The following is a 21,563-nucleotide window of genomic DNA, read 5'->3' as shown; positions in this document are numbered from 1 at the left end:
AGGCCGCTGTGCTCTTGCTGTTGATCTTGGGCGCCCCGTTAAACCACGCTGGCCGAACGCAGGCTTCGGAACCCCGCATAAGTTATCCGGCTATTGTTACTTCACCTGCCCGCCACACACCGGCCACTTATCAATAAGCACACTTGATGTTGCAACTTCCCCAACCTTCTATCTGAACAAACTCTGAACCAGTAACAATTTAAGTCATTAAACGTTGACATCCGGCAACTGCCTGAGTAAATTCCCCGTGCCTGCAACTCAGGGCCATTTTTCAACCTCACAAAAGAAGCCAATGGACACAGTATCTAGTCGTTGTCCGATCACCGTGAATGCGGCGAATCGGGTGCCAAACCCAGAAAAAATGACGGGACTCGCCTTTCCGGCCGAGTAAGCTGCGCTAGAGCCTGACGCTCCAACGTAACTGCCTCACCGGATGCCAGTCCGGTCCCGAGGTGTGTTATGACCTTTCAACTGATTGTTTTACCTGATCTGCGTACGCTGGCTAACGCCCTGCGTGCCAAATTGCGCCGCGAGCCCGTAGGCTTTTCCCCTACCCGCAGCACCTTTGTGACCTCATCCCCCCGCGTGTGCCCGACTCCCCGGGCACACTGGCGTATCTGCCCCACCACCGGCCACCTGGTCCAGCAATGGGATCACGCCGACCCTCAAGACCCACAGAGACGGGACGTTTCCAGCCTGGTCGCGCAAGCGAGCCTGATGCTGAGCCTCTACGTGGACGCTCGCGCGGCATAAGCCAGCTGGAAACAGCAACTTCCTGATTATCCGTTACTTGATTAGCTGGAGTTCTCTATGGACGAAGCCAGTAGTAGCCCGCTGCGCGCTAGTTAACTAACGCGCTGTTAGCGGGCCTGTAGAAAGTTACCCAACACTTTATTTAAACCGATCGCGAAGTCAGCGACTCGGCATGCTTTCGCTCGCCTGTCATCAGGTAAGTACCGGGTATGTTTTGTCGAAAAATTGGCGACAGGAGTACACACAATGAGCGCAGTAAAAAACCCGAAACTGCACAAGAAAAACGGCACGGATACCGACACCAAGCTGTCGATGCGTGCCGCCCGCGAAGCCCAGAACGGCCTCTCGGCAACCCTCGCCAATGTCCGGGCAACCAAGGATGGCCTGACCGAACTGGATGCCTCTGCTCGCCTGCAACGTGAAGGCTACAACGAGGTGGCCCACGACAAGCCGCCTCACGCCATCGTGCAATTCCTCCAGGCCCTGAACAACCCGTTCATCTACGTGCTGCTGACCCTCGGCGCCATCAGTTTCTTCACTGACTACTGGCTGCCACTGCAGGCCGGTGAAGAAGCCGACCTGACCAAGGTCATCATTATCATGACCATGGTCATGCTCAGCAGCCTGCTGCGCTTCTGGCAGGAGCATCGTTCGGCCAAGTCCGCCGAGGCCTTGAAGGCCATGGTGCGCACCACCGCCACGGTGTTGCGTCGCGAGCAAGTGGGCTCCAAGCCGACCCTGCGGGAAGTGCCGATGCGCGACCTGGTGGCCGGCGATATCGTGCAACTGTCTGCCGGCGACATGATCCCGGCCGACATCCGCCTGATCGAGTCCCGTGACCTGTTCATCAGCCAGGCCGTGCTGACCGGCGAAGCCTTGCCGGTAGAGAAGTACGACACCCTCGGGGATGTGACGCAAAAATCCGCCACGTCCACGGCGGCCGACCAGGGCAACCTGCTGGACCTGCCGAACATCTGTTTCATGGGCACCAACGTGGTCAGCGGCCGGGCGAAAGCCGTGGTGGTTGCCACCGGCCCGCGCACCTACTTTGGCTCCCTGGCGAAGGCGATTGTCGGCTCCCGGGTGCAAACCGCATTTGACCGCGGGGTGAACAGCGTCAGCTGGCTGTTGATCCGCTTCATGCTGGTAATGACGCCGATCGTGTTCTTCCTCAACGGCTTCTCCAAGGGTGACTGGAGCGACGCGTTGCTGTTCGCCCTGGCAGTGGCGGTAGGCCTCACCCCGGAAATGCTGCCGATGATCGTCAGCGCCAACCTGGCCAAGGGTGCAACCGCCATGGCCAAGCGCAAGGTGGTGGTCAAGCGCCTCAACGCGATCCAGAACTTCGGTTCGATGGACGTGCTGTGCACCGACAAGACCGGCACTTTGACCCAGGACAAGATCATCCTCGAGCACCACGTCAACGCCTTTGGCAACCGTGATGATTCGGTGCTGACCCTCGCCTGGCTCAACAGCCATCACCAGAGCGGCATGAAGAACCTGATGGACCAGGCGGTCGTACAGTTCTCAGAGCAGAATCCGAAGTTCCAGGTGCCGTTTGCCTACAGCAAGGTGGATGAGTTGCCGTTCGACTTTATTCGCCGTCGCCTGTCGATCGTGGTCAAGGACGCGCAAAACGATCACCTGCTGGTGTGCAAGGGTGCGGTCGAGGAGATGCTGAGCATTTCCACCCACGTGATGGAAGGCGACGTGGCCGTCGAGCTGGATGATCGGCGTCGCAACGAGTTGCTGGCGATTGCCCAGGACTACAACGAAGACGGCTTCCGGGTGCTGGTGCTGGCCACCCGCAACATTCCCCAGGCACTCGCCCGCAAGCAGTACACCACGGCCGATGAGCGCAACCTGGTGATCCGTGGTTTCCTGACCTTCCTTGATCCACCAAAGGAAACCGCTGGCCCGGCGATCGCTGCCCTGCGCGAAATTGGCGTGGCCGTCAAAGTGCTCACCGGCGACAACGCCATCGTCACCAGCAAGATCTGCCGCCAGGTCGGCCTGGAGCCAGGCGTACCGTTGCTGGGGACGGAAATCGAAGCGATGGACGACGCCACCCTCAAGCTGCGGGTCGAGGAGCGCACGGTGTTCGCCAAGCTGACGCCGCTGCAGAAGTCGCGGGTGCTCAAGACCTTGCAGTCCAACGGCCACACCGTGGGCTTCCTCGGCGACGGCATCAACGACGCTCCGGCCTTGCGGGATGCCGACGTGGGCATCTCGGTGGACAGCGCGACGGACATTGCCAAGGAATCCGCCGACATCATCCTGCTGGAAAAGAGCCTGATGGTGCTGGAAGAAGGCGTGCTGAAAGGCCGCGAGACCTTCGGCAATATCATGAAGTACCTGAACATGACCGCCAGTTCCAACTTCGGCAACGTGTTCTCGGTGCTGGTGGCCAGTGCGTTCATCCCGTTCCTGCCGATGCTGTCGATCCACCTGCTGCTGCAGAACCTGATGTACGACATCTCCCAGCTGGCCTTGCCGTGGGACAAGATGGACAAGGAATACCTGGCCAAGCCACGCAAGTGGGACGCGAAAAACATTGGCCGCTTCATGATCTGGATCGGGCCGACCTCGTCGATCTTCGACATGACCACCTTTGCCCTGATGTGGTACGTGTTCTCGGCCAACAGCGTGGAAATGCAGACCCTGTTCCAGTCCGGCTGGTTCATCGAGGGGCTGCTCTCGCAAACCCTGGTGGTGCACATGCTGCGCACCCGCAAGATCCCGTTCTTCCAGAGCAACGCCGCATGGCCGGTGATGATGATGACCTGCATCGTGATCGGGCTGGGCATCTACGTACCGTTCTCGCCGCTGGGCGCGATGGTTGGCCTGGAGCCGCTGCCACTGGCGTACTTCCCATGGCTGGTGGGCACCCTGGTCGCCTACTGCTGCGTGGCACAACTGATGAAAACCCTCTACATCCGCCGCTTCAAGCAGTGGTACTGATCAACCGCCCCTGAAAGCGCTGGCTATCGGTAGATAGCCAGTGCACGCGGAGACAGACAATGAACACACTTATGAGCTACCTCGACAACGCTGCTCGCGCGCTGCTGGTGTTCGGCCTCGCCCAGGCGGCCAAGGCGGTGATGGTGCTGGGCGTACGGCTGTACGCGCGCAACGTGCTCAGCGCCGTGGAAATGCGCTTCATGCTGGGTTTTTCCAGCAGCTTGAACAGTACGTGCATCCGCTTGCTGCGCCCGCGTCGATAAATGGCAATACGCACTACAAGGAAACATCATCATGCGCGTCTTGATCTGTGCAGGTCGTCATTACGCCGATACAAAAATGTCCCGCCAGGTGCTGGACGCCTACCACCGCCTGCGCCCGGTGCAGGTGTTGATCCACGGTGGCAGCCAGTTCCTGGGCAGCGACGTGGAAGACTGGGCCCGGGAAACCGGAGTGGATGTGGTGCGTTACCCACCCAACTGGCAACGCCATGGCAAGCAGGCCGAACGCCATCGCAACCAGTTCATGCTCACCGACAGCCGGCCCGACGTGATCATCGCGCTGCCCGGTGGCGACGACACCTCGGAACTGGTGAGCCAGGCCAGGGCCAGTGGCATCCATGTGCTGACTGTAGACAGCTGAATCAACCCTTATTGGAGTATCCAGGCATGAACGAAGAACCCCGTTGTAGCGGTACCCCGTTGCACACTTTTTTCTATTTGAAACACGGCGCGTCCCTGCCAAGTCCGGTCGGGGCGCGCCACCGGCTGTTGATCGAGGTTCACCATGTACAAGAAACACACCCCTGACGGTTTCGCCAAATACCGCAACCGCACCACCCACGTTACCTTCCATCCCCTGCCCGCCTCCAAGCTTCGGGCAGTGCGGCGCAACCTGATTTTCGTCGGCGTGACCGCGGGCATCATGCTGGTGCTCAGCCTGATGTCGAATGCCCATGCGGCAGGCGGCTCCTACGTGGTCGACGACGGCGCAATCAACGCCCCGGGCGAATGCAATGTCGACGCCTGGTTCACCGCCAACCGGCACGCGGGCTCAACCCACAGTGAAACCCTGGCGCCGGCCTGCACCTCCGCTGCCATTCCTTGGTTGCAGTGGACTGCCGCCGTGTCCCGGGCCAACCATGATGGCGACGGCGAAACCCAAGTGAATCCGCAGCTCAAGGCACAGTTGTGGGCCCGGGAAGACCTGGGCCTGGAACTGGCCGCGTCTGCGGGCGTGCATTACGCGCTGAACCGCCAGCACTCGTTTGATGGCGCGGACTTGAATGTGCCGTTTACCTGGCAGCCCATGGAGGCCCTGCGGCTTAACTTCAACGCCGGCTGGAGCCACGCTTATAACGACGGCGACCAGACCCATCGGCCGACCTGGGGCACCGGGTTTGAATACAGCCTGATGGACTCACTGACACTGATCGCCGAACGCTACGGCCAGCAAGGCGGCGACCAGGCGTGGCAAGCCGGGCCGAGGATGCATATCGGCAAGAATGTGGACGTGGACCTGGTGGTAGGACGCAGTTTGATCGGGGATCAGCATCAATGGCTCACGACGGGGGCCACACTGCGGTTCTAACCCGCAGACGATGATCCCAGTGGCGAGGGAGCTTGCTGTGGCGAGGGAGCTTGCTCCCGCTGGAGTGCGAAGCGCTCCCAAAATTTCCGGGGCCGCTACGCAGCCCAGCGGGAGCAAGCTCCCTCGCCACAGGCTTGGTATGACCGTAAATAGCGATTTAAACCTGCCCCTTGGCCTGCTGCTCCAGATGCACCTGCAACGCAGGATCAATCTTCAACTGCGCCGCCAGCTCATCCAGATAATTGCGCTCCGCGTCCCGCTGGTCATCCACCAGCAGCACACTGACCAGGTACACCTCCGACGCCACCGCCGGGTCGCCGGCAAACTCGGCAAAATCCGCCGCATTCAGCGGTTTGGCCACCTCGGCATCCAGCCACGCCTGCAATTGCGGATCATCGGTGTGCTTGCCGATCTCGGCCGAGATCATCTGTTGCTCCCGCTCATCAATCTCGCCATCCGCCTTGGCTGCCGCGATCAATGCACGCAGCACGGCGTGGCTGTGTTCTTCGACCTGCGCGCCAGACAACTGGTCAACCGTCTGCAACGCCTGCTGCGGCGCCGACGCCTGTTGCCGCTGCCAGGCCTGATACGCCTGGAACGCCATCATCCCCAACGACGCCAGCGCCGCGTAGTTGGTGCCGCCGGTGCGCCCCTGAGGCGCCGCACGGGTTCCGCCGAGCATGCCGCCCAGGCCACCGAGCAAGCCACCAAGGCCGCCACCGCCTGAAGCCGAAGCAGCGCTGCCGCCCAGCAAACCGCCAAGCAAGCCGCCCAAACCACCGAGCCCGCCCTGAGACCCGGGTGCAGCGCCGCCCTGCTGGCTGGACGAGGCCTGGCCCGCCCGCAGCAATTGTTCCAGTAGATCGCCGGTATTCATGGTGTCACCCTCCCAGGGCGCAGAGTTCCAGATCAACAACAATAGCTGCGCTGCGCGAGAACACCATGACCGCCCGGCAGGCTCGCATTATCATGGCGACGCCCCCCCATCGAGGAACCTCACGTGACCCGTACCGAGCAGATTGCCTTGATGGCGACCTATAACCAGTGGATGAACCGCAAGGTGTATGAAGCGGCCCACGGCCTGAGCGACGAAGACTTGATTGCCGACCGTGGCGCGTTCTTCGGGTCGATCCTTGGCACGCTGAACCACCTCGCCCTGGGTGATCGCGTCTGGCTCAAGCGTTTCGCCGAGCATCCGGCAGGCTTTGCCGCGCTGGTACCGTTAGACGCGTTGGGGTTGCCGCCACGTCTGAATCAACTGGCCTTCGCCGATATCCGTGAACTGTCGGCCCACCGCGCCTGGCTCGACCAGCTCATCATCGACTGGGTGCAGTCGATCAGTGAGTCGGACCTGGATCAGCCCCTGCAGTACCACAACATGGCGGGCACGCCCATGAACAAGAATTTTCATGCCCTGCTCGTGCACTTCTTCAATCACCAGACCCACCACCGGGGCCAGGTGACAACGCTGCTGACCCAGGCCGGGCGCGACGTGGGCGACACCGACCTGCTGGCGCTGATGGACTAGCTCAACCGCCGCTGTACTCGGCGTACGCCTGTATCAGCGCGGGGAAATTCTCCCTCTCCGGGAGCTGCGCAAAGCTGTGCTGCGCCGGGGTAGTCGCCCACGGCAGCTTTTCACTGGTCCAGGTCTCTATGAATGGCACATAGCCGCTGGCGTCATCCAGCATGGTGGGACGCAGGTTGATCAGATCTTCCACGCCATTGGGGCGGGAAAACATCCAACTCATGCAGTGGGGGCAGCAGTAGTGGCGGTCTACGCCATGCAACCCGCCGATCACCGGGTTGCCCTGGGTGATGGTGAATCCGTGGCTGGGGATCAGCGCGCTCAGCGAGAACGCGCTGGATGACATCTTCTGGCACCCGGTGCAGTGGCACGCCATGGTGATCAATGGTTTTTCGGTTACGGTAAAACGCACCCGGTCACAACGGCAGCCGCCTTCCTGGGACTCTTGATTGCTCATCTTCCACTCCAGTCACATTGTGTGTGTGACCGGAGGATAAACGAGCGGGTGCGTCGCGAACAGCAATGCCGGTCAGGTTACGGCGCGGCAATCACCATGGATACGCCAGGTACTTCTGCAACTGGCCTTTGCGTCACCAGCAAGCGCAATGGGTGTCGAAAGGAGCGCAATACCCTCAAACGAACGCATGGAGCAGCGAACTGTCATAAAAGACAGAGCGGTGAACATCAGCCAATGGCTGCCCCGCCCTGCCCGCGCGCATCAGCAGATTACCGATGCGACGCATCCCCCAAGAAGGAGACGCTTACATGGTCATTCACTTCAAGGTCGCCGGGCATCTTGCCTGCGGTCATCACGGCAACAACCTCCCTTCCAGCACCGAGCTGAATCGGGTCAAGTGCCGTACCTGCCGTAACACCGAAGTCTTCAAGGAAGCCCGCCGCACCCAACGCAACGCCGCTCGGCGTGCCGCGCGCAAGTCCAAAACCGCCCATGCCGCCGGTGACTGGCGCAGTGCCTGGACCCAGCGCCTGACCGACCTGCCAGGCCGTCAGCGCCTGCCACGCGGGTTCCACGGCCAGCCATTCGTTTAAGTTACGCAGCCGGGGCACGACGGTAAGCGGCCAGCAGCACGCCCATCGTCATCAACAACCCACCCGCCCCGCGATTGAAATGCTGCAAATGTGCGGGCCGCAGGCGACTGAGCAAGCGTGCCCCGCATACCGCGTAGAACATCATGATGCTGACATTGAGCACGCACAGCGCCAGCAACAGGCACGCGTACTGCGGCAGTTGCGCCTGGGTGCTGTCGACAAATTGCGGCAGGAATGCCGACATGAACAACAACGCCTTGGGATTGGAAATCGCCACCAGGAAACTGCGGGTGAAAATACTCGCCGAGCGGGTGCCGCCATCCTCACCTTCGCCCACCGATGGCAACGCCGCCTGGGGTGATCGCAACATCTGCCAGCCGATCCAGATGAGGTACGCCGAACCGATCCATTTCAGCGCCTGAAACAACCCTTCGCTGGCCGCCAGCAGCAATCCCAGGCCACACGCCACCGCCGTCACCAGCAACGCGTCGGCCAACACCGCCCCGGCCATGCCCCAGAACGCCGCCTGCAAACCATGGCGCGAACCATTTTGCAGGGCCAACAGAACCGTCGGGCCAGGTATCGCGATAATCGCGGCGCTCATCATGACGAACAGAAATAAGGTTGCCAGGGACATGACAGGTTCCTACGGGCTGATCAGCTGCGAATCATCCCACCATATCCACTGTGTGGCGAGGGAGCTTGCTCCCGTTGGGTTGCGTAGCGGCCCCAAAATCCTGGGAGCGCTTCGCACTCCAGCGTGAGCAAGCTCCCTCGCCACCGTTTATGTATTGCTCAAGCGAGACCCAATAAAAAGCCCCGGATTGACCGAGGCTGTTGAGGGCTCATGCATCATTGGCGACCGGCCTCGACCGTGCCTTGTAACCCGGTAGCGCCGCGGCATACGCCAGCGCCTGCTCACGGGAACCGAAGGATGCCAGGCGATCAGCCTTGGTACAGACGCGCCACGGGCCGCTGTTGACCTGCACGATGTCATAACCGTTGAGATGCAGCTTGTTCAGCATGGGAGTGCTCATAGTCACCTCTCTCTCCAGAGATAATCCAGGTGTTTGCCCGGTCTACCATACACCCGCTGACGACGAGGCAGCCTACCGGACGTCGAGTCAGCGGTAGGCTGGCAACCCCCATCGCGCGAGGTCAAACGCCTCCAGGCTCAGCAGTCTTCCATCCGCATGCAGGAACTTCTCCTGCGGCATCGCCGGGTCCGGGATGGCCACGGCGTACATCCCGGCCGCCTTGGCCGCAGTGATGCCAAATGGCGAATCCTCGAACACCAGGCATTCAGCGGGCGTCACTCCCAGTCGCTCGGCAGCCACCAGGAAGATATCCGGCGCCGGCTTGGCAGCGCCTACCTGGGGGTCATCGGCGGTGACGATGGCATCGAACAAGCAGAACCAGTCGCGGTGCAAGGTGGTTTTCAGTTCGAAATAGTGCCGCGACGAACTGGTACCCACCGCAATCGGCACACCGTGGGCCGACAAATGCCGCACCAGCGCCTGGGCCCCGGCCATGGCCGCCGCCTGGGGAAACCGCGCATTCATCAATGGTGTGCGTTCCTGCAAGAACGCCTCGGGGCTCATCGGCAAGCCCACGGCCTGCACGATATAGCTGGCCAGTTCATAAGCCCCCAGGCCGATGGTGTTCTGCTTCATGCTCCAGTCAAAGGTGCGGCCGTAGCGGTCGGCAATCAGTTGGGTGACTTCGGTGTAGATGCCTTCGGTGTCGAGCAGCAGGCCGTCCATGTCGAAGATCACGGCCTTGATCGGCGCGGGTAGCGGTGCATTCATCACGGTGTCCTCAGGTGCGCCCGGCGTAATGGTCGATCAAGCGGTTGAGCAAAATCGCCAGCACGATGATCACCCCGGTGATCGCCATCTGGTAGAACGAGCCCAGCCCCAGCAGGTTGAAGATATTGCGCAACACCTGCAGCAGCATCACCGCCACCGCCGTGCCTACCACGCTGCCGCGCCCGCCGAACAGGCTGGTGCCACCCAGCACCACGGCGGCAATTGCATCCAGTTCCAGCCCCTGGGCTGCGGTCGGTTGGCCGACGTGCAGGCGTGAGGTCATCAACAAGCCGGCGAATGCTGCCAGGCCGCCGCAGATGGCGAACACCGCAATCGTCACCGCCCGCACCGGCACGCCGGACAGCCGCGCAGCCTCCAGGTTGCCGCCGGTGGCCAGCACATACTCGCCAAACACCGTGTAGCGCAGCACCAGCCAGGCGATGACGGTGATCAGGATAAAGATCAGCCCCAGCACCGGAAACGCAATGCCAGCGCTGGGCCAGATGTCGATCATGGCCGAGCCGAACGAGGTGAAGCTGGCCGGCAATCCGCCAATCGGCGCACCGTCGGATGCCAGGAAGGTGGCCCCGCGCAGCGACACCAGCCCGGCCAGGGTGATGATAAAACTCGGCACCTTGCCAAACACCGTGAGGCTGCCCATCAAGGTGCCGATGGCCAGTCCCACCAGCAACGTGGCCGGCACCGCCAGCCAGCCGCTGACCTGCTGCTGCAGGAGCACCGCCACCAGGATCCCGCCGAAGGCACACAGGCTGCCCACCGACAGGTCGATATTGGCCGTAAGGATAACGAAGGTCATGCCGATGGCGATGATCCCGACAATCGCCCCCTGCTGGAACAGGTTGGCGATGTTGCCGAAGGTCAGGAAGTCGTCCGACAGGAACGTCGCCACCACCACCGCAAACAGGAAAATGAACACAAAGTTGTAGCGCATCACCCACTCCAGCACCGCACTGCGACGGCGGCTGGTGAGGGTGACGGGCTTATCGAAAACCGGGCTTGGGTTGCTTGCAATAGTCATGGTTCTACACTCGTTCTACCGATAAGGATGGCCTGGTCGATCTGGTCGCGACTGGCAGTCAAGGGGTCGAAACACAGCGCGTTGCGCCCCTCATGCATCACCCAGATGCGGTCGCAATTGACGTACAACTCGTCCAGCTCGCTGCTGGCGACCAGCACCGCCGCCCCTTCCTGCGCCAGGCTGCGGGCCAGGGCATAGAGGTCGGCCTTGGCGCCGACATCCAGGCCACGACTGGGCTCGTCCAGCAGCAACAGGCGCGCGCCGTCGATCACCCACTTGGCCATGACCACCTTCTGTTGATTGCCGCCGGAGAGCTGGCGTACCGGTTGCTCAAGGTTGTCGAGCTTGGTCTGCAAGCGCTGCAGCACCGGGCCGGCGCGGTCCTTGGCCTGGCGATGGGAAAACCAGTTCAAGTGCCGGGTGTGCACCAGGCAGGCATTGCGGTAGATCGGCGCATCCAGCAGCAGGCCTTCGGTCTTGCGGTTTTCCGGCACCAACCCGACGCCCTGGCGGATCGCCTGGCGCGAGGTTTGCGGCTGATAAGGCTGGCCAAACAGTTCAACATCGCTGTCGTTGCGCCCCACGCCAAACAAGGCTTTGAGCAACGTGCTGCGCCCTGCCCCGTTAAGCCCGGCAAGCCCGACAATTTCGCCCTGACGCACTTCCAGCCCCTGCACGTCCAGGCCCTGCTCGCCTTGCAGCCGGCGAATATTCAGCGCCAGGTTGTCCCGCGGCGCCTGACGCGGGCTGCGTTCCAGCAGGTCGCGGTGCTCGCCGACCACGGCGGCGATCAGCGCCTGGTCGTCGATCTGCGCCAGCTCGTGGGTTTGCAGGGTTCGCCCGGCACGCAGCACCGTGACCCGGTCGCCGATCTCGCGAATTTCATTCAAGCGGTGGCTGACATACAGCACCGCCACACCCGCCGCAGTGATCTCGCGAATCACCTGGAACACCCGCTTGAGTTCGGTCTCGTTCAGCGCCGCCGAAGGCTCATCCATCACCACCAGCCGGGCCTCACAGGTCAGTGCCCGGGCGATGGCCGCCAATTGCTGGTTGGCAATCGACAGGCTGCCCACCCGGTCGGAACTCGAGAAGTTGGCCCCGACCCGCAACAGTGCGGCCTTGGCCAACGCACTGCGCTTGCCCCGGGAAATAATCCCGAAGCGCTGGGGCGCATAGCCGAGCATCAGGTTCTCTTCGACGGTCATCTGCGGGATCAGGTCGAGCTCCTGATAGATCATCGCGATCCCGGCCTGGCGCGCCTGTTGCGGATTCTTCAGTTCCACCCGCCGGCCCGCCACCGACATCTCGCCGCCATCCGGGCGATGGGCGCCGGCGACGATTTTCAACAGGGTACTTTTGCCCGCGCCATTAGCGCCCAGCAGGCAATGCACCTCACCGGGCCGAACGTCGAGGGAGGCATCGGTCAGCGCCACCACATTGGGCGGAAAACGCTTGCTGACATGACGGATATCCAGGGCCAACTCACTCATGATCCTGCTCCAGCAAATAGCGGGCGGTGGCCGCGTCGGTGGCCAGCACATTGACATAGCCGGCCTTGACGCTGGCGTGGACGATGCGGTGCTTCTGCGCGCCGACGCACACGGCAATGGACCAGGCCTTGTCGCGCAAGGCGGCCAACGGCAGGCCCAGGGTGCGGGCGTCGAGTTCGGGCATCACCGGTTCACCGTCCATGCCGATAAAGCGGCCCATGATGTCGCCGACCGCGCCCAGGCGTTCCAGCTCTTCGAGCAATGGCCGGTCGATGTAACCCGACTCCATCAACACCGAATGATCAGACAACTCCCCCAGGCTGAAACACGCCACCGGCGCCTGTTGCCCGAGGCGCAATACCTGGGCGATCACCGGGTCCTGCTCCAGCGCTTCGCGGGTATGCGCATGCCCGAGAATCGCCGGCACCGGCAGCAACGTGGCCTGGCCACGGGCAGCCTGGGCGAAGCGCTCGGCGACGTTATGGCTGGACTCGCCCATCGAACGGGTATTGATCGCGCCGTTCAGCAGCACCACGTTGACCCCCTCGTTCCAGCGCGGCACCAGCCACTGGGCCATTTTGGTCAGGGTGCGGCCCCACGACACGCCGATCAGCGCCGGCATCGGCTGCAAGTTGCACAGGTAACGGGCGGCGGCCTGGGTCACCACGTTCAGCGCGGTGTCGGCATCTTCCACATCCAGCACCAATGCTTCACGCAGGCCGAAACGCCGTTGCAAGGCTACTTCCAGCTGCGGCAAGCGCGCCGAGCGGGCGACGATATCGATGCGCACCACCCCGCAATCCCGCGCCTCGCGCAGCAAGCGGCTGACTTGCCAGCGGGTCAGGCCGGTCTCCCGGGAGATATCGCTTTGGGTCTTTTCCAGGTCGTAATACAGCTTGGCCACCTGGACCATCAAGTCATCACGCTGGGAATCGGCCGACAACCGCGTGGCAAACGTTTCTTCAGGATGGGCGCTCATGCTGCCGGCCTTACGCCGAGCGTGCGGTTCGCCGGTGGCTTGCAACTGATGGGCGCGACGCTGTCGGTGGCGGCGCGGTAGCGGCCCAACAGCTCGATGTATTGCTCGTGGGCGTAAGGGTCGGGCTCGATCAGCCGGCCGATGGTGGTGAAGTCGGTAGCGGCTTCCTGCAAGGTGCCGAACTCGCCGAGGGCGCAGGCGGCAGCGGCGGCGGTGCCGATCAGGGTGAGGTTGTCGTGGGGCACCATTTCGAACGGCACACCGGTGGCATCCACCGTGGCCTGCAACCACAACGGGTTCTTCTGGAAACCACCGGCGGCGACCACCCGGGTGATCTCGATGCCCTCGGAGCGCCAGGTGTGAAAGATGTTCGCCGAGCCCAGGGCAATCGCTTCCACCGAGGCGCGGTACAGGTCATGCCGGTCATGGTTCAGCGACAGGCCCATGATCGCGCCGCGCATGTCCGGTGAGCGGTACGGTGTACGGTTGCCCATCCAGTAATCGAGCACCAGCAAGCCGGTGGAGCCGGGCTGCAGTTCTGCGGCCTGGCGGATCAGGCGCTGGTGCCCGGCATCGTCGAGGCCGAACATCTTTTGCGCCAGCCAGTTGAGGATCGAACCGGCGGAGACTTGCCCGCCTTCCATCAACCATTGGCCGTCGAGCAAGGCGCCGGGGTACGGGCCCCAGATGCCCGGTACGTCGATGCGTTGCGGGGTGTGCATCAGTTGCACCACCGAGGTACCACCGATAAACAACAGCTCGCCGGCGCCAGTGGTGCCGGCACTGAGCATTGCCATGTGGGCGTCGATTCCGCCCTGGGCCACCAGCGTGTCGCGGCTCAGGCCCAGATGATTGGCAGCATCGGCGCTCAATGGGCCGATCCGGCCACCAACCTTGATCACTTCCTGAGGGAGTTTTTGCGCCAGTTCAGGCACGCCCAGTTCGGCGTACAATTCCACCGGAAAACGCTGCTGCAAGGTGTCGTAATTCCACTTGCAACTGGCATTCAATTGGGAGCCGACCCAGCGCCCGGTCAACTGAAAGTTGATCCAGTCCACGGCCTCGCAAATACGCTCGGCGCGCTGGTAAACCTGAGGCTCGTGCTCGGCCAGCCACATGGCCTTGGGCACCAGCCATTCCACCGCGTCACCGCCCTGGTTCATCATCGGGTGGCTGACGTGGGCGGTGCGCGCCGACTCGGCAGCGGCGCGGCAATCCATCCATAACAACGCCGGGGCCAGGGGTTGGCCGTCCGCCTGGGCAACCACCACGGTGGAGGCTGTGGTGGCGACGCACACCGCCGCCACCTGCGGGTGCCCGGCCTGGGCCATCAACTGCCGGCAGGCCTTGCCCAGCGCCGACCACCAGTCCGCCGGCGCCTGCTCGGCCCAACCCAACTGCGGGTATTGCGTGGCATACGGCGCCTCGGCGACGTGTACCAGTTTGTGGCTGTGCAGGTCATACAAACCAGCCCGCACCCCACCTGTTCCGAAATCCAGTCCCAACAACAAGGTCATCGGTAGTTCTCCTGCGTCTTGTAACAACGCTTTTTGTTTTAAGCCCGGCAACGCACAGCGTCGTCGGGCTTGGCGACACACAGCTGACGCGGCTCAGGGACGGAAAATTACCTTGGCCGCGACTTCGCTGCGATCGGCATAGCGCTTGAACATCGCCGGCAACTCATCCAGCGGCAAGTCGTGGGTAATCATGAACTGCCACTGCAATTCACCGGAAGCCAGCTTGTCGATGGAGGCCGTCCACTCATCGCCCGGGAACGGTGCCGAGAACGAGTTCCAGGCGCCGTGCAGGGAGATTTCCTGGCGCAGGAAGTGCGAGAACGTCGCAGTGCTGAGGGCCACGTCACTGGTGGGAATGCCGATAAACACCACATGCCCGCCAGCCTTGGTCAGTTGCACGGCCTGGTTGATCGAGCTGGGATGGCCTGCCGCTTCAATCACCAGTTGGCAACGGGGCAACTCGGCATCCGCCGCGCCGCTGAGCAGGGTGTGGGTGGCGCCGGCTTCGCGGGCCATGGCGAGTTTCTCTTCGGCGATGTCGATGGCGACGATGTCCTTGGCCCCCATGATCCGCAGCCACTGGATCGCAAACAGGCCGATCGGCCCGCAACCTACCACCGCCCCGCTCTGCCCGGCCTTGAAGTCGGCTTTCCAGATCGCATGCAGGGCAATCGCCGCCGGGTCCACCAGGGACGCGGCAATCGGGTCCATGCCTTGGGGCACCTTGATCAGGTTGCTCAGGGGCACATTGACGTACTCGGCATACGCGCCGTCGCGGCGGCTGCCGAAGTAATCGTAGCGCTCCGAGCGGGACGGAAAGCCTCGGGCATATTGGTCGCTGCTGACGTCCGGGATCATCGGCGGCACTGTCACCAGTTCGCCGATGGCATAGCCTTCGACACCGCTGCCGATCTCTTCGATAAAGCCTGCGAATTCATGGCCGCAAATCAGCGGCATCACATGGGCGCCCTTGCTCAGCATGCGCGGGATATCCGAGCCGCACACGCCGCAGGCGGCGACCCGAACCAGCGCGTGGCCGGCCTTGACCGCAGGTTTTGGAACATCTTCGACCCGGATATCGCCCGGTTGGTACATGACGGCAGCTTTCACAGTGAATTCCTCTGTTGAGTGACGAGTGCGTTCGAACAGGCACCTCCCGCAAGAGGTGCCCGCAAAAATCCATAGCGTGGCGGCGCAGATCCGTCAGAGCGCGCCGGGGCGGTATTCGCCGAAGGTAGAGTCATGCTTGACCTCGGCCACGTTGGCCTTGGTCACCACCTGGGTGCCGGCGTCGACAAAGTTCGGCACCGACTTGCCGGCCGCCAGGGCCCGCGCCGCCTCAATGGCGACCTCGCCCAGGTAGCGTGGGTCGTTGAGGGCGGTGGCCACGTATTGATCGCCGCTCTGGATGGCATTCAAGGCCTCGGACAAGCCGTCGATCCCGGCCACGAGGACGTCTTTCTTGCCGCTTTCGGTAAGCACTTGCAGCGCGCCCATGGCCATGTCGTCGTTATGCGCGATCACCGCCTTGAGGTCCGGGTGCGCTTGCAGCAAATCCTGCATTGCCGTGACTGCGTTGGCGCGCATGTACTCGCTGTAGGGGCCGTCGATGATCTTGAAGTCGGTGCCGGCCAAAGCGGTGTGGAAACCCTTGCGGCGTTCTTTCATCACCGTACCGCCGGCGTCGCCCTGGATCTCGATGATCTTGCCCTTGGTCACACCGCGCTGCTTGAGTGCTGCAAGCAACGCCTTGCCGGACAGCTCGCCCATCTCGGCATTATTACGGCCAATGGTGGTGGCGACCGGGGCATTGATTGCGCGGTCGACGGCAATCACCGGCACCTTGGCGCGTTTGGCGGCGTCGAGGGCCGCGCCCACGGCGTCGGGGTTCACGGCGTTGATGATGAGGATGTCGACCTTGCGGGTCAGCAGGTCCTGGATATCGTTGTTCTGCTTGCTGATATCGCCGTTGGCGTCGAGGAAGATCAGCTCGTCGCCGCCCTTGGCCGCTGCAGCCTTGGCGCCGTCGCGCAGTTGTACGTAGAAGGGAGATTGCAGGGTGACCTGGCTGAAACCGATCTTCAGATCCTTGGCCTGGGCGTTCAGCGCCAGCGCCGAGGCCGCGACAGCCAGTGCAAGGGCCAGCACATGAACAGGTTTACGGGCTATCTGGAGCATGGTGATTCCTATTTTTATTGTTGTCAGGATTCGGGCACGGCCTTCAGGGAGGCCGTGCTCACAAATGTGAACCGCGATCACATTTGAAAAACTATGCCTTGCTCCCGAGAGTGTCAAGGCCAATTTGTTAAATTCCAAACAAATGAAATAAAAATCACAATGCTGTTTGAGTCAGATCAGCAGGATCGCCCCACTGTCCCTGATCACCTGCTGCTGTGCCGCCTCGAGCCCGGGGTCGCTGATCACCCGCTGGAAGTCCGACAGCTCGGCAAAGTGTGCCGCACGTACTTCGTCGAACTTGCTGTGGTCGGCCACCAGCACGCAGGTCTGCGCCCGCGCCATGACCCGGCGCTTGACCTCCACTTCGTTGAGGTTGTAGCAGGTCACACCGTGGGCGGCGCTGACGCCGGCCGCGGAAATGAACGCCCACGCCACACGGATGCCATCCAGGATGCCCGCCTCGGCATGGCTCTCGAAGACCATGTTGCGCCGGTGAAAAGTGCCACCGCAGAGGATGATGGTGCAGTGGGGCTTTTGCTGGAGCTTGAGCAATACGTTGAGGGAATTGCACAGCGCGGTGAACTCCAGGTCATCCGGCAACGCCTCGATAATGAACGGCGTGGTGGTGCCGCAATCGATGAACACCGTGTCGCCGGGGCGCACCAGGCTGGCGGCCAGCACGCCGATCTGACGCTTCTCGGCGACGTGGCGCTGGTCCTGTTCGGCGACCTGGTAATCGGGCTCCGGCGGCCCGCTGCGGGTTACGTGCCCGCCCAACAGGCGCAGGCCCTGGGGGCTGTCTGCCAGGTCGCGGCGCAGGGTCATTTCCGATACACCCAGCAATGCGGCCATGTCACGCAAGTGAATCGCCGACTCGCCCTGCAAGGCCTTGTGCATGGCCCGAAATCTTTCGCTTTTCTTTGAATCCACTGCGTTCCAACCCTCGTTGAATGCGTGCCCTTGATCAGGACAGTCACAAATTCCATTTACAATGTTATTTATTTCACATTTAATGCATCCAACTTAACACAAACCGCCTTTTCCCAGCACCTCATCCTTACAGGACACTTGCCATGCCGACTGATCCGTTGCCGCTCGCAGCCTATATCGACCACACCCTGCTGGCCGCCGATGCTTCCCAGGCGAGCATTCGCCAACTGTGCGCCGAGGCCCGCGAGCATGGCTTCAAGTCCGTGTGCGTCAACAGCGCCAACGTGCCGCTGGCCGCCGAATGCCTGCGCGACGCCGCGCCATTGGTCTGTGCCGTCGTCGGCTTCCCCCTGGGTGCGGGCTTGAGTGCAGCCAAGGCTTATGAGGCAAAGCTTGCGATCGAGGCCGGTGCAGGCGAGATCGACATGGTGCTGAACATCGCCTGGCTGAAGGATGGCCTGCTGGACCAGGTACGCGACGATATTGCCCAGGTGCTGGCGGCCTGCGGCGCGGTGCCGCTGAAAGTCATCCTCGAGACCGGCCTGCTGGATGACCAGCAGAAAACCCATGCCTGCAGCCTGTGCCGCGAGCTGAACGTGGCGTTCGTCAAGACCTCCACCGGTTTCGGCCATGGCGGCGCGACATTGGCGGATGTGCGCCTGATGCGCGGCGTGGTGGGGGCGCAGATAGGCGTGAAGGCGTCGGGCGGCGTGCGCGACCTGGCGACGGCCCAGGCGATGATCGAAGCCGGTGCTACGCGCCTGGGCAGCAGCTCCGGGATCGCCATCGTCAGCGGCGCAAAGGCGGCCGCGGGCGCCTACTGAGTTGAGTGCAGCGCTGGCGCCCTTTCACAACCCTTTCACAGTCGGGCGCCTATGGTCATCTCAGCTCCTGGTGAAAACCTTTAAGCCCGCGCTCCCCATCGCGGGCTTTTCTTTGCCCGGAATTTATCCGCAGGTCAGCTACAGCCGGCGTGGCGGTGAGCCGGCGCAGGCCACGCCCTCCAGGCAGAATACAAACGGGGCTACCACTTGAATTTCGCCTTTGAGCAGCATTGAGGGTGGAGGCGCAGGCACTGGCGACGCCGCCGGAACGAATCGCTCCACGGCGCTGACGAACAGATCCGAACCTGTATGGCTGATGACTTTGTGGCGTATCAGATTGCCTTTGGCGTCAACCACGAATTCAACCCTGACCAGGCCGGTCAATCCTTGCAGGCGAGCTTCTTCGGGGTACGACTTGAAGTGATTGAGGTGAGTGAGCAACTGGTATTCCCATAAGCGTTGTTCTGCCAGTTGTTCCCGGGTGGGGCCGCTCGTGCAGGCACAAAGCAGTAAGACAAGTGCGATCCAGCTGTATTTCATAAACGCAGTTCCGTTGACGTTTGGTGTGCAAGGTGAGGCTAATCAAGGCTCGGTGCGTCAGCGTGTTATCCAGGTCGAACAGAATGGCCCGTGGGTACACGAATGCTTCTTGTGGAAAACCAAATCTGCCTCTCAGGCGGTGGTACTGACGATGGAACCGGTACCGCTTCCACCGTCGGAAGTCAGTGCCTGCAACAACGCCGAAGACGCAGACTGCAATGCAGCTGCCGTTGCGGCAATCTGCGCCTGGGCGGCAGCCACGGCGGCCGCTTTGGCGTCTGCGCTTTGATTGCTGGCTTGGGCCTTTTGCATGTTTTGCTGCTGCTCTTGAAGCTGCTTTTGCAACTCCGCAATCTGCTTTTTCAGCGCCTTGACGGTGTCGGACTCCTGCGACATGGATGCCGCCTGGCCGCCACCTGCAGCGGGCGCACTTTTGGCACCCGTGTCCGGGTTGAGACTCAGGGTTCCAGAGTCTTCGGTCTTGGAGCTATCGTTGACGCTGGCCGGGCTTGGGTTGGCGGGTACTGAAGCGAGACTGCTGACGTTAGTGATCATGTCAAATATCCAATTCCGGTATCGATGTTAATTGATCGGCGCTTAAGCTGATTACTTTAACCCGTTATCGACCCTACCGAACCTGGCGACAACAGCGGACCGATTCAGCGGCAAGGTCTCGAAAAGACGTTGACCAGGCTTCCATCCGGATCACGCAGCAATACCGAAGTGTTGCCCCATGGCATGACCGTCACCGGCATCACCACGTCAGCCCGACCGATACGCAGCAGGACGGCCTCGACATCATCCACTTGAAACTCCAGGATCGCCGAACGGTTGCTGGCGGCGACTGCCAGTCCATCGTTGTGAAGGCGGACCAGGCGTTCATCGGCTATGGCCAGGACGACGCCGTCGAGGTGAATTTCAGCGAACCCGTCAGCCAGGTGCCTTGGCTCGACAGTCGAGAGGTTGTGATAGAACTGAACGAGCCGTTTAAAGTGGTTGGTAACGAGACGAACAGACGAGAATTTCATCATTTGACCTGACAGGAGTGAGAGAACTCACCTTAATTCAAGCCCGCGTCAGTTCCTGACAGTAGTGTTGTTATCGGCGTTCCAAACGACAGCCTGTGCCACCACCACGTACTCGCCATTGAAGGTTGCCGCTGGCGAGCCGTAAAGCTGGTAACCCAGCGCAAGCGCTTCAGAGACCCGGTGACAGAAGGAGGCATCGTCCTTGCCTGTCAGGATCCGATAGGTAGGTAGGCCTTCAGGAGGGGAATTCTGCATGGGAGCACCTGCTGGAACAGTTAAGGAAAGCCACTTGGCGATCGGGTGACGCCGGCTTGTGCCCGATGATATCAGTCAATGATCACGTCGCGACCCTCGGCCTTCAAGCGCGCGAGATTGTCCTTCATCTGCTGCAACCGTTCAGGCGGATGCCCGTGCCATTTCGTGACCTCCGCCACGACGCGCAAAGGGTCAGTGGAGCGATAGGAAAGCGTGGGATTGCCGGGAAACTTCTTATCCGTCACGTTGGGGTCATCCATGATTGCCCCCGTTGGCTCCACAACATAAATCCGTTCCCGCCCACTGCCGAGCGCCAGCTCAGCCCCCCAGATGGCGGCATCCAGCGTGCCCGCAAAGTAAACCCAGGACAGTGCTTTACCTTCTGTAAAGTTGGACGGGTAGCCGACGCGGATCAGATCGCCCGGCTCCAGGTCGGCCCGGGTACCGTGAAAGAACTGACGGATGAACATGCCAGCGGTATTTGACATGGGCTCGTTGCTCCGTGGATGAATGTTATGTTTGGATGCGAATGCCCCCATCGGCTGGGTTCCTCTATACCACCGCACCTCAGGAAACCGTTGTGACGAATCTGACCATACGACGCGCCAGTATCGACGACTTGCCTTTCATTGTTTTGCTGCTGGCAAATGACTCCCTGGGGGCTGTTCGAGAAGATAGCAGTCTTCCGCTTCAGAGTTCCTACACACGAGCGTTTGAGGCCATCAACGCAGACCCGAACCAGTTTCTTGCCGTCGCTGTGGCTGATGAAGAGGTGGTCGGTACTCTCCAACTTTCTTTCATTCCGAATATTTCTCATCGGGGCGCATGGCGAGCTCAAATCGAAGCCGTCCGCGTGCACGAGCGAATGCGTGGGAGCGGATTGGGCCGGCAATTCTTCGAATGGTCGTTTGAGCAAGCACGTCAGCGCCACTGCCAACTGATCCAGCTTACCTGTGATCGTACGCGGCCAGATGCTCATAGGTTTTATGAGTCCCTGGGGTTCTTGCCAACCCACACAGGCTTCAAGATGAAGCTGTGACCATTTGAGGCGAGCTGGCCCGGCGTTTGATTGCCGGGCCAGAGGGCGGAG

General features: G+C 61.8%; 26 protein-coding genes and 1 pseudogene. 10 read left to right on the top strand and 17 right to left on the bottom strand.

What is annotated here, in order from left to right; all coding sequences use genetic code 11:
- The 6 genes and pseudogenes from HX817_RS31190 to HX817_RS05775 all read left to right on the top strand — a co-directional run.
- Positions 1 to 187: pseudogene (locus HX817_RS31190) on the top strand (hypothetical protein); the annotation flags it as partial.
- Between the two features lie 272 nt (positions 188 to 459).
- Positions 460 to 753, top strand: coding sequence for a hypothetical protein (locus tag HX817_RS05795; protein ID WP_177039936.1), 294 nt, complete (start codon positions 460 to 462; stop codon positions 751 to 753).
- A gap of 246 nt (positions 754 to 999) precedes the next feature.
- On the top strand, positions 1,000 to 3,714 hold the full coding sequence (gene mgtA / locus HX817_RS05790; RefSeq protein ID WP_023658814.1) for a magnesium-translocating P-type ATPase: 2,715 nt from the start codon (positions 1,000 to 1,002) through the stop codon (positions 3,712 to 3,714).
- Positions 3,715 to 3,773: 59 nt separating this feature from the next.
- Positions 3,774 to 3,977, top strand: a complete 204-nt coding sequence (locus HX817_RS05785) for a hypothetical protein (protein WP_256343952.1) — start codon at positions 3,774 to 3,776, stop codon at positions 3,975 to 3,977.
- A gap of 31 nt (positions 3,978 to 4,008) precedes the next feature.
- Complete coding sequence (locus HX817_RS05780) at positions 4,009 to 4,356, top strand: DUF2493 domain-containing protein (RefSeq protein WP_003217865.1); 348 nt, start codon at positions 4,009 to 4,011, stop codon at positions 4,354 to 4,356.
- 144 nt (positions 4,357 to 4,500) lie between these two features.
- Complete coding sequence (locus HX817_RS05775; protein ID WP_087693912.1) at positions 4,501 to 5,304, top strand: hypothetical protein; 804 nt, start codon at positions 4,501 to 4,503, stop codon at positions 5,302 to 5,304.
- A gap of 157 nt (positions 5,305 to 5,461) precedes the next feature.
- On the opposite strand, the gene HX817_RS05770 is transcribed toward HX817_RS05775, so the two are convergent.
- Positions 5,462 to 6,181, bottom strand: coding sequence for a tellurite resistance TerB family protein (locus HX817_RS05770; RefSeq protein ID WP_087693913.1), 720 nt, complete (start codon positions 6,179 to 6,181; stop codon positions 5,462 to 5,464).
- Positions 6,182 to 6,304: 123 nt separating this feature from the next.
- Between HX817_RS05770 and HX817_RS05765 the strand changes: the two genes are divergently transcribed.
- The gene (locus HX817_RS05765) at positions 6,305 to 6,832 is read left to right on the top strand and encodes a DinB family protein (protein ID WP_134326561.1); all 528 of its coding nucleotides are present in this window, start codon (positions 6,305 to 6,307) and stop codon (positions 6,830 to 6,832) included.
- Between the two features lies 1 nt (position 6,833).
- On the opposite strand, the gene HX817_RS05760 is transcribed toward HX817_RS05765, so the two are convergent.
- Positions 6,834 to 7,289, bottom strand: a complete 456-nt coding sequence (locus HX817_RS05760; RefSeq protein ID WP_003207766.1) for a GFA family protein — start codon at positions 7,287 to 7,289, stop codon at positions 6,834 to 6,836.
- Positions 7,290 to 7,597: 308 nt separating this feature from the next.
- Between HX817_RS05760 and HX817_RS05755 the strand changes: the two genes are divergently transcribed.
- Complete coding sequence (locus HX817_RS05755) at positions 7,598 to 7,882, top strand: hypothetical protein (RefSeq protein ID WP_003207761.1); 285 nt, start codon at positions 7,598 to 7,600, stop codon at positions 7,880 to 7,882.
- A gap of 1 nt (position 7,883) precedes the next feature.
- On the opposite strand, the gene HX817_RS05750 is transcribed toward HX817_RS05755, so the two are convergent.
- The 10 genes from HX817_RS05750 to deoR form a co-directional block, all read right to left on the bottom strand.
- The gene (locus HX817_RS05750) at positions 7,884 to 8,519 is read right to left on the bottom strand and encodes a LysE family translocator (protein ID WP_008435048.1); all 636 of its coding nucleotides are present in this window, start codon (positions 8,517 to 8,519) and stop codon (positions 7,884 to 7,886) included.
- A 208-nt stretch (positions 8,520 to 8,727) separates the two neighbouring features.
- Entirely contained in the window at positions 8,728 to 8,919 is a 192-nt protein-coding gene (locus HX817_RS05745; RefSeq protein ID WP_023658809.1) for a hypothetical protein, read from the bottom strand.
- 87 nt (positions 8,920 to 9,006) lie between these two features.
- A complete protein-coding gene (locus HX817_RS05740; protein WP_177028280.1) occupies positions 9,007 to 9,690 on the bottom strand; it encodes an HAD-IA family hydrolase in 684 nt (227 codons plus the stop codon).
- Positions 9,691 to 9,700: 10 nt separating this feature from the next.
- Positions 9,701 to 10,729: an ABC transporter permease gene (locus HX817_RS05735; RefSeq protein ID WP_003207754.1), complete on the bottom strand. Its 1,029-nt coding sequence runs from the start codon at positions 10,727 to 10,729 to the stop codon at positions 9,701 to 9,703.
- Positions 10,726 to 12,222 (bottom strand): sugar ABC transporter ATP-binding protein, encoded by a 1,497-nt coding sequence (locus tag HX817_RS05730; RefSeq protein ID WP_003207752.1) that lies wholly within the window; start codon positions 12,220 to 12,222, stop codon positions 10,726 to 10,728. Before HX817_RS05730 ends, HX817_RS05735 begins: the two co-directional genes overlap by 4 nt.
- The gene (locus HX817_RS05725) at positions 12,215 to 13,201 is read right to left on the bottom strand and encodes a sugar-binding transcriptional regulator (RefSeq protein ID WP_003207750.1); all 987 of its coding nucleotides are present in this window, start codon (positions 13,199 to 13,201) and stop codon (positions 12,215 to 12,217) included. The genes HX817_RS05730 and HX817_RS05725 overlap by 8 nt, the downstream gene beginning before the upstream one ends.
- Complete coding sequence (locus HX817_RS05720; RefSeq protein WP_177039935.1) at positions 13,198 to 14,718, bottom strand: ribulokinase; 1,521 nt, start codon at positions 14,716 to 14,718, stop codon at positions 13,198 to 13,200. The genes HX817_RS05725 and HX817_RS05720 overlap by 4 nt, the downstream gene beginning before the upstream one ends.
- Before the next feature lie 93 nt (positions 14,719 to 14,811).
- Positions 14,812 to 15,828 (bottom strand): galactitol-1-phosphate 5-dehydrogenase, encoded by a 1,017-nt coding sequence (locus tag HX817_RS05715; RefSeq protein WP_023658808.1) that lies wholly within the window; start codon positions 15,826 to 15,828, stop codon positions 14,812 to 14,814.
- Between the two features lie 93 nt (positions 15,829 to 15,921).
- Positions 15,922 to 16,896, bottom strand: a complete 975-nt coding sequence (locus tag HX817_RS05710; protein WP_003207745.1) for a substrate-binding domain-containing protein — start codon at positions 16,894 to 16,896, stop codon at positions 15,922 to 15,924.
- A gap of 171 nt (positions 16,897 to 17,067) precedes the next feature.
- Entirely contained in the window at positions 17,068 to 17,826 is a 759-nt protein-coding gene (gene deoR / locus HX817_RS05705) for a DNA-binding transcriptional repressor DeoR (RefSeq protein ID WP_008435058.1), read from the bottom strand.
- Positions 17,827 to 17,969: 143 nt separating this feature from the next.
- On the opposite strand from deoR, the gene deoC reads away from it, so the two are divergent.
- Positions 17,970 to 18,650, top strand: a complete 681-nt coding sequence (gene deoC, locus HX817_RS05700; protein ID WP_177039934.1) for a deoxyribose-phosphate aldolase — start codon at positions 17,970 to 17,972, stop codon at positions 18,648 to 18,650.
- A 138-nt stretch (positions 18,651 to 18,788) separates the two neighbouring features.
- On the opposite strand, the gene HX817_RS05695 is transcribed toward deoC, so the two are convergent.
- From HX817_RS05695 to arr, 5 genes are all read right to left on the bottom strand, one after another.
- Positions 18,789 to 19,190 (bottom strand): TonB family protein, encoded by a 402-nt coding sequence (locus tag HX817_RS05695; protein ID WP_003207740.1) that lies wholly within the window; start codon positions 19,188 to 19,190, stop codon positions 18,789 to 18,791.
- Between the two features lie 132 nt (positions 19,191 to 19,322).
- Entirely contained in the window at positions 19,323 to 19,745 is a 423-nt protein-coding gene (locus tag HX817_RS05690; RefSeq protein WP_177039933.1) for a hypothetical protein, read from the bottom strand.
- 104 nt (positions 19,746 to 19,849) lie between these two features.
- Positions 19,850 to 20,218: a VOC family protein gene (locus HX817_RS05685; protein WP_177039932.1), complete on the bottom strand. Its 369-nt coding sequence runs from the start codon at positions 20,216 to 20,218 to the stop codon at positions 19,850 to 19,852.
- A 48-nt stretch (positions 20,219 to 20,266) separates the two neighbouring features.
- On the bottom strand, positions 20,267 to 20,473 hold the full coding sequence (locus tag HX817_RS05680; protein ID WP_008435062.1) for a DUF1737 domain-containing protein: 207 nt from the start codon (positions 20,471 to 20,473) through the stop codon (positions 20,267 to 20,269).
- Positions 20,474 to 20,544: 71 nt separating this feature from the next.
- Positions 20,545 to 20,961 carry an NAD(+)--rifampin ADP-ribosyltransferase gene (arr, locus tag HX817_RS05675; RefSeq protein ID WP_023658807.1) on the bottom strand — a complete coding sequence of 139 codons (417 nt, stop codon included), beginning with the start codon at positions 20,959 to 20,961 and terminating at the stop codon, positions 20,545 to 20,547.
- 92 nt (positions 20,962 to 21,053) lie between these two features.
- On the opposite strand from arr, the gene HX817_RS05670 reads away from it, so the two are divergent.
- Positions 21,054 to 21,512, top strand: a complete 459-nt coding sequence (locus HX817_RS05670) for a GNAT family N-acetyltransferase (protein ID WP_177008540.1) — start codon at positions 21,054 to 21,056, stop codon at positions 21,510 to 21,512.
- The last annotated feature ends 51 nt before the right edge of the window (positions 21,513 to 21,563 follow it).

Origin of the sequence: Pseudomonas sp. C6002, assembly GCF_013385805.1 — a bacterium.
In the GTDB taxonomy this organism is placed as follows: Bacteria; Pseudomonadota; Gammaproteobacteria; order Pseudomonadales; family Pseudomonadaceae; genus Aquipseudomonas.
The sequence above is the reverse complement of the archived record's forward strand: the minus strand, read 5'-3'. Positions and strand labels throughout refer to the sequence as shown.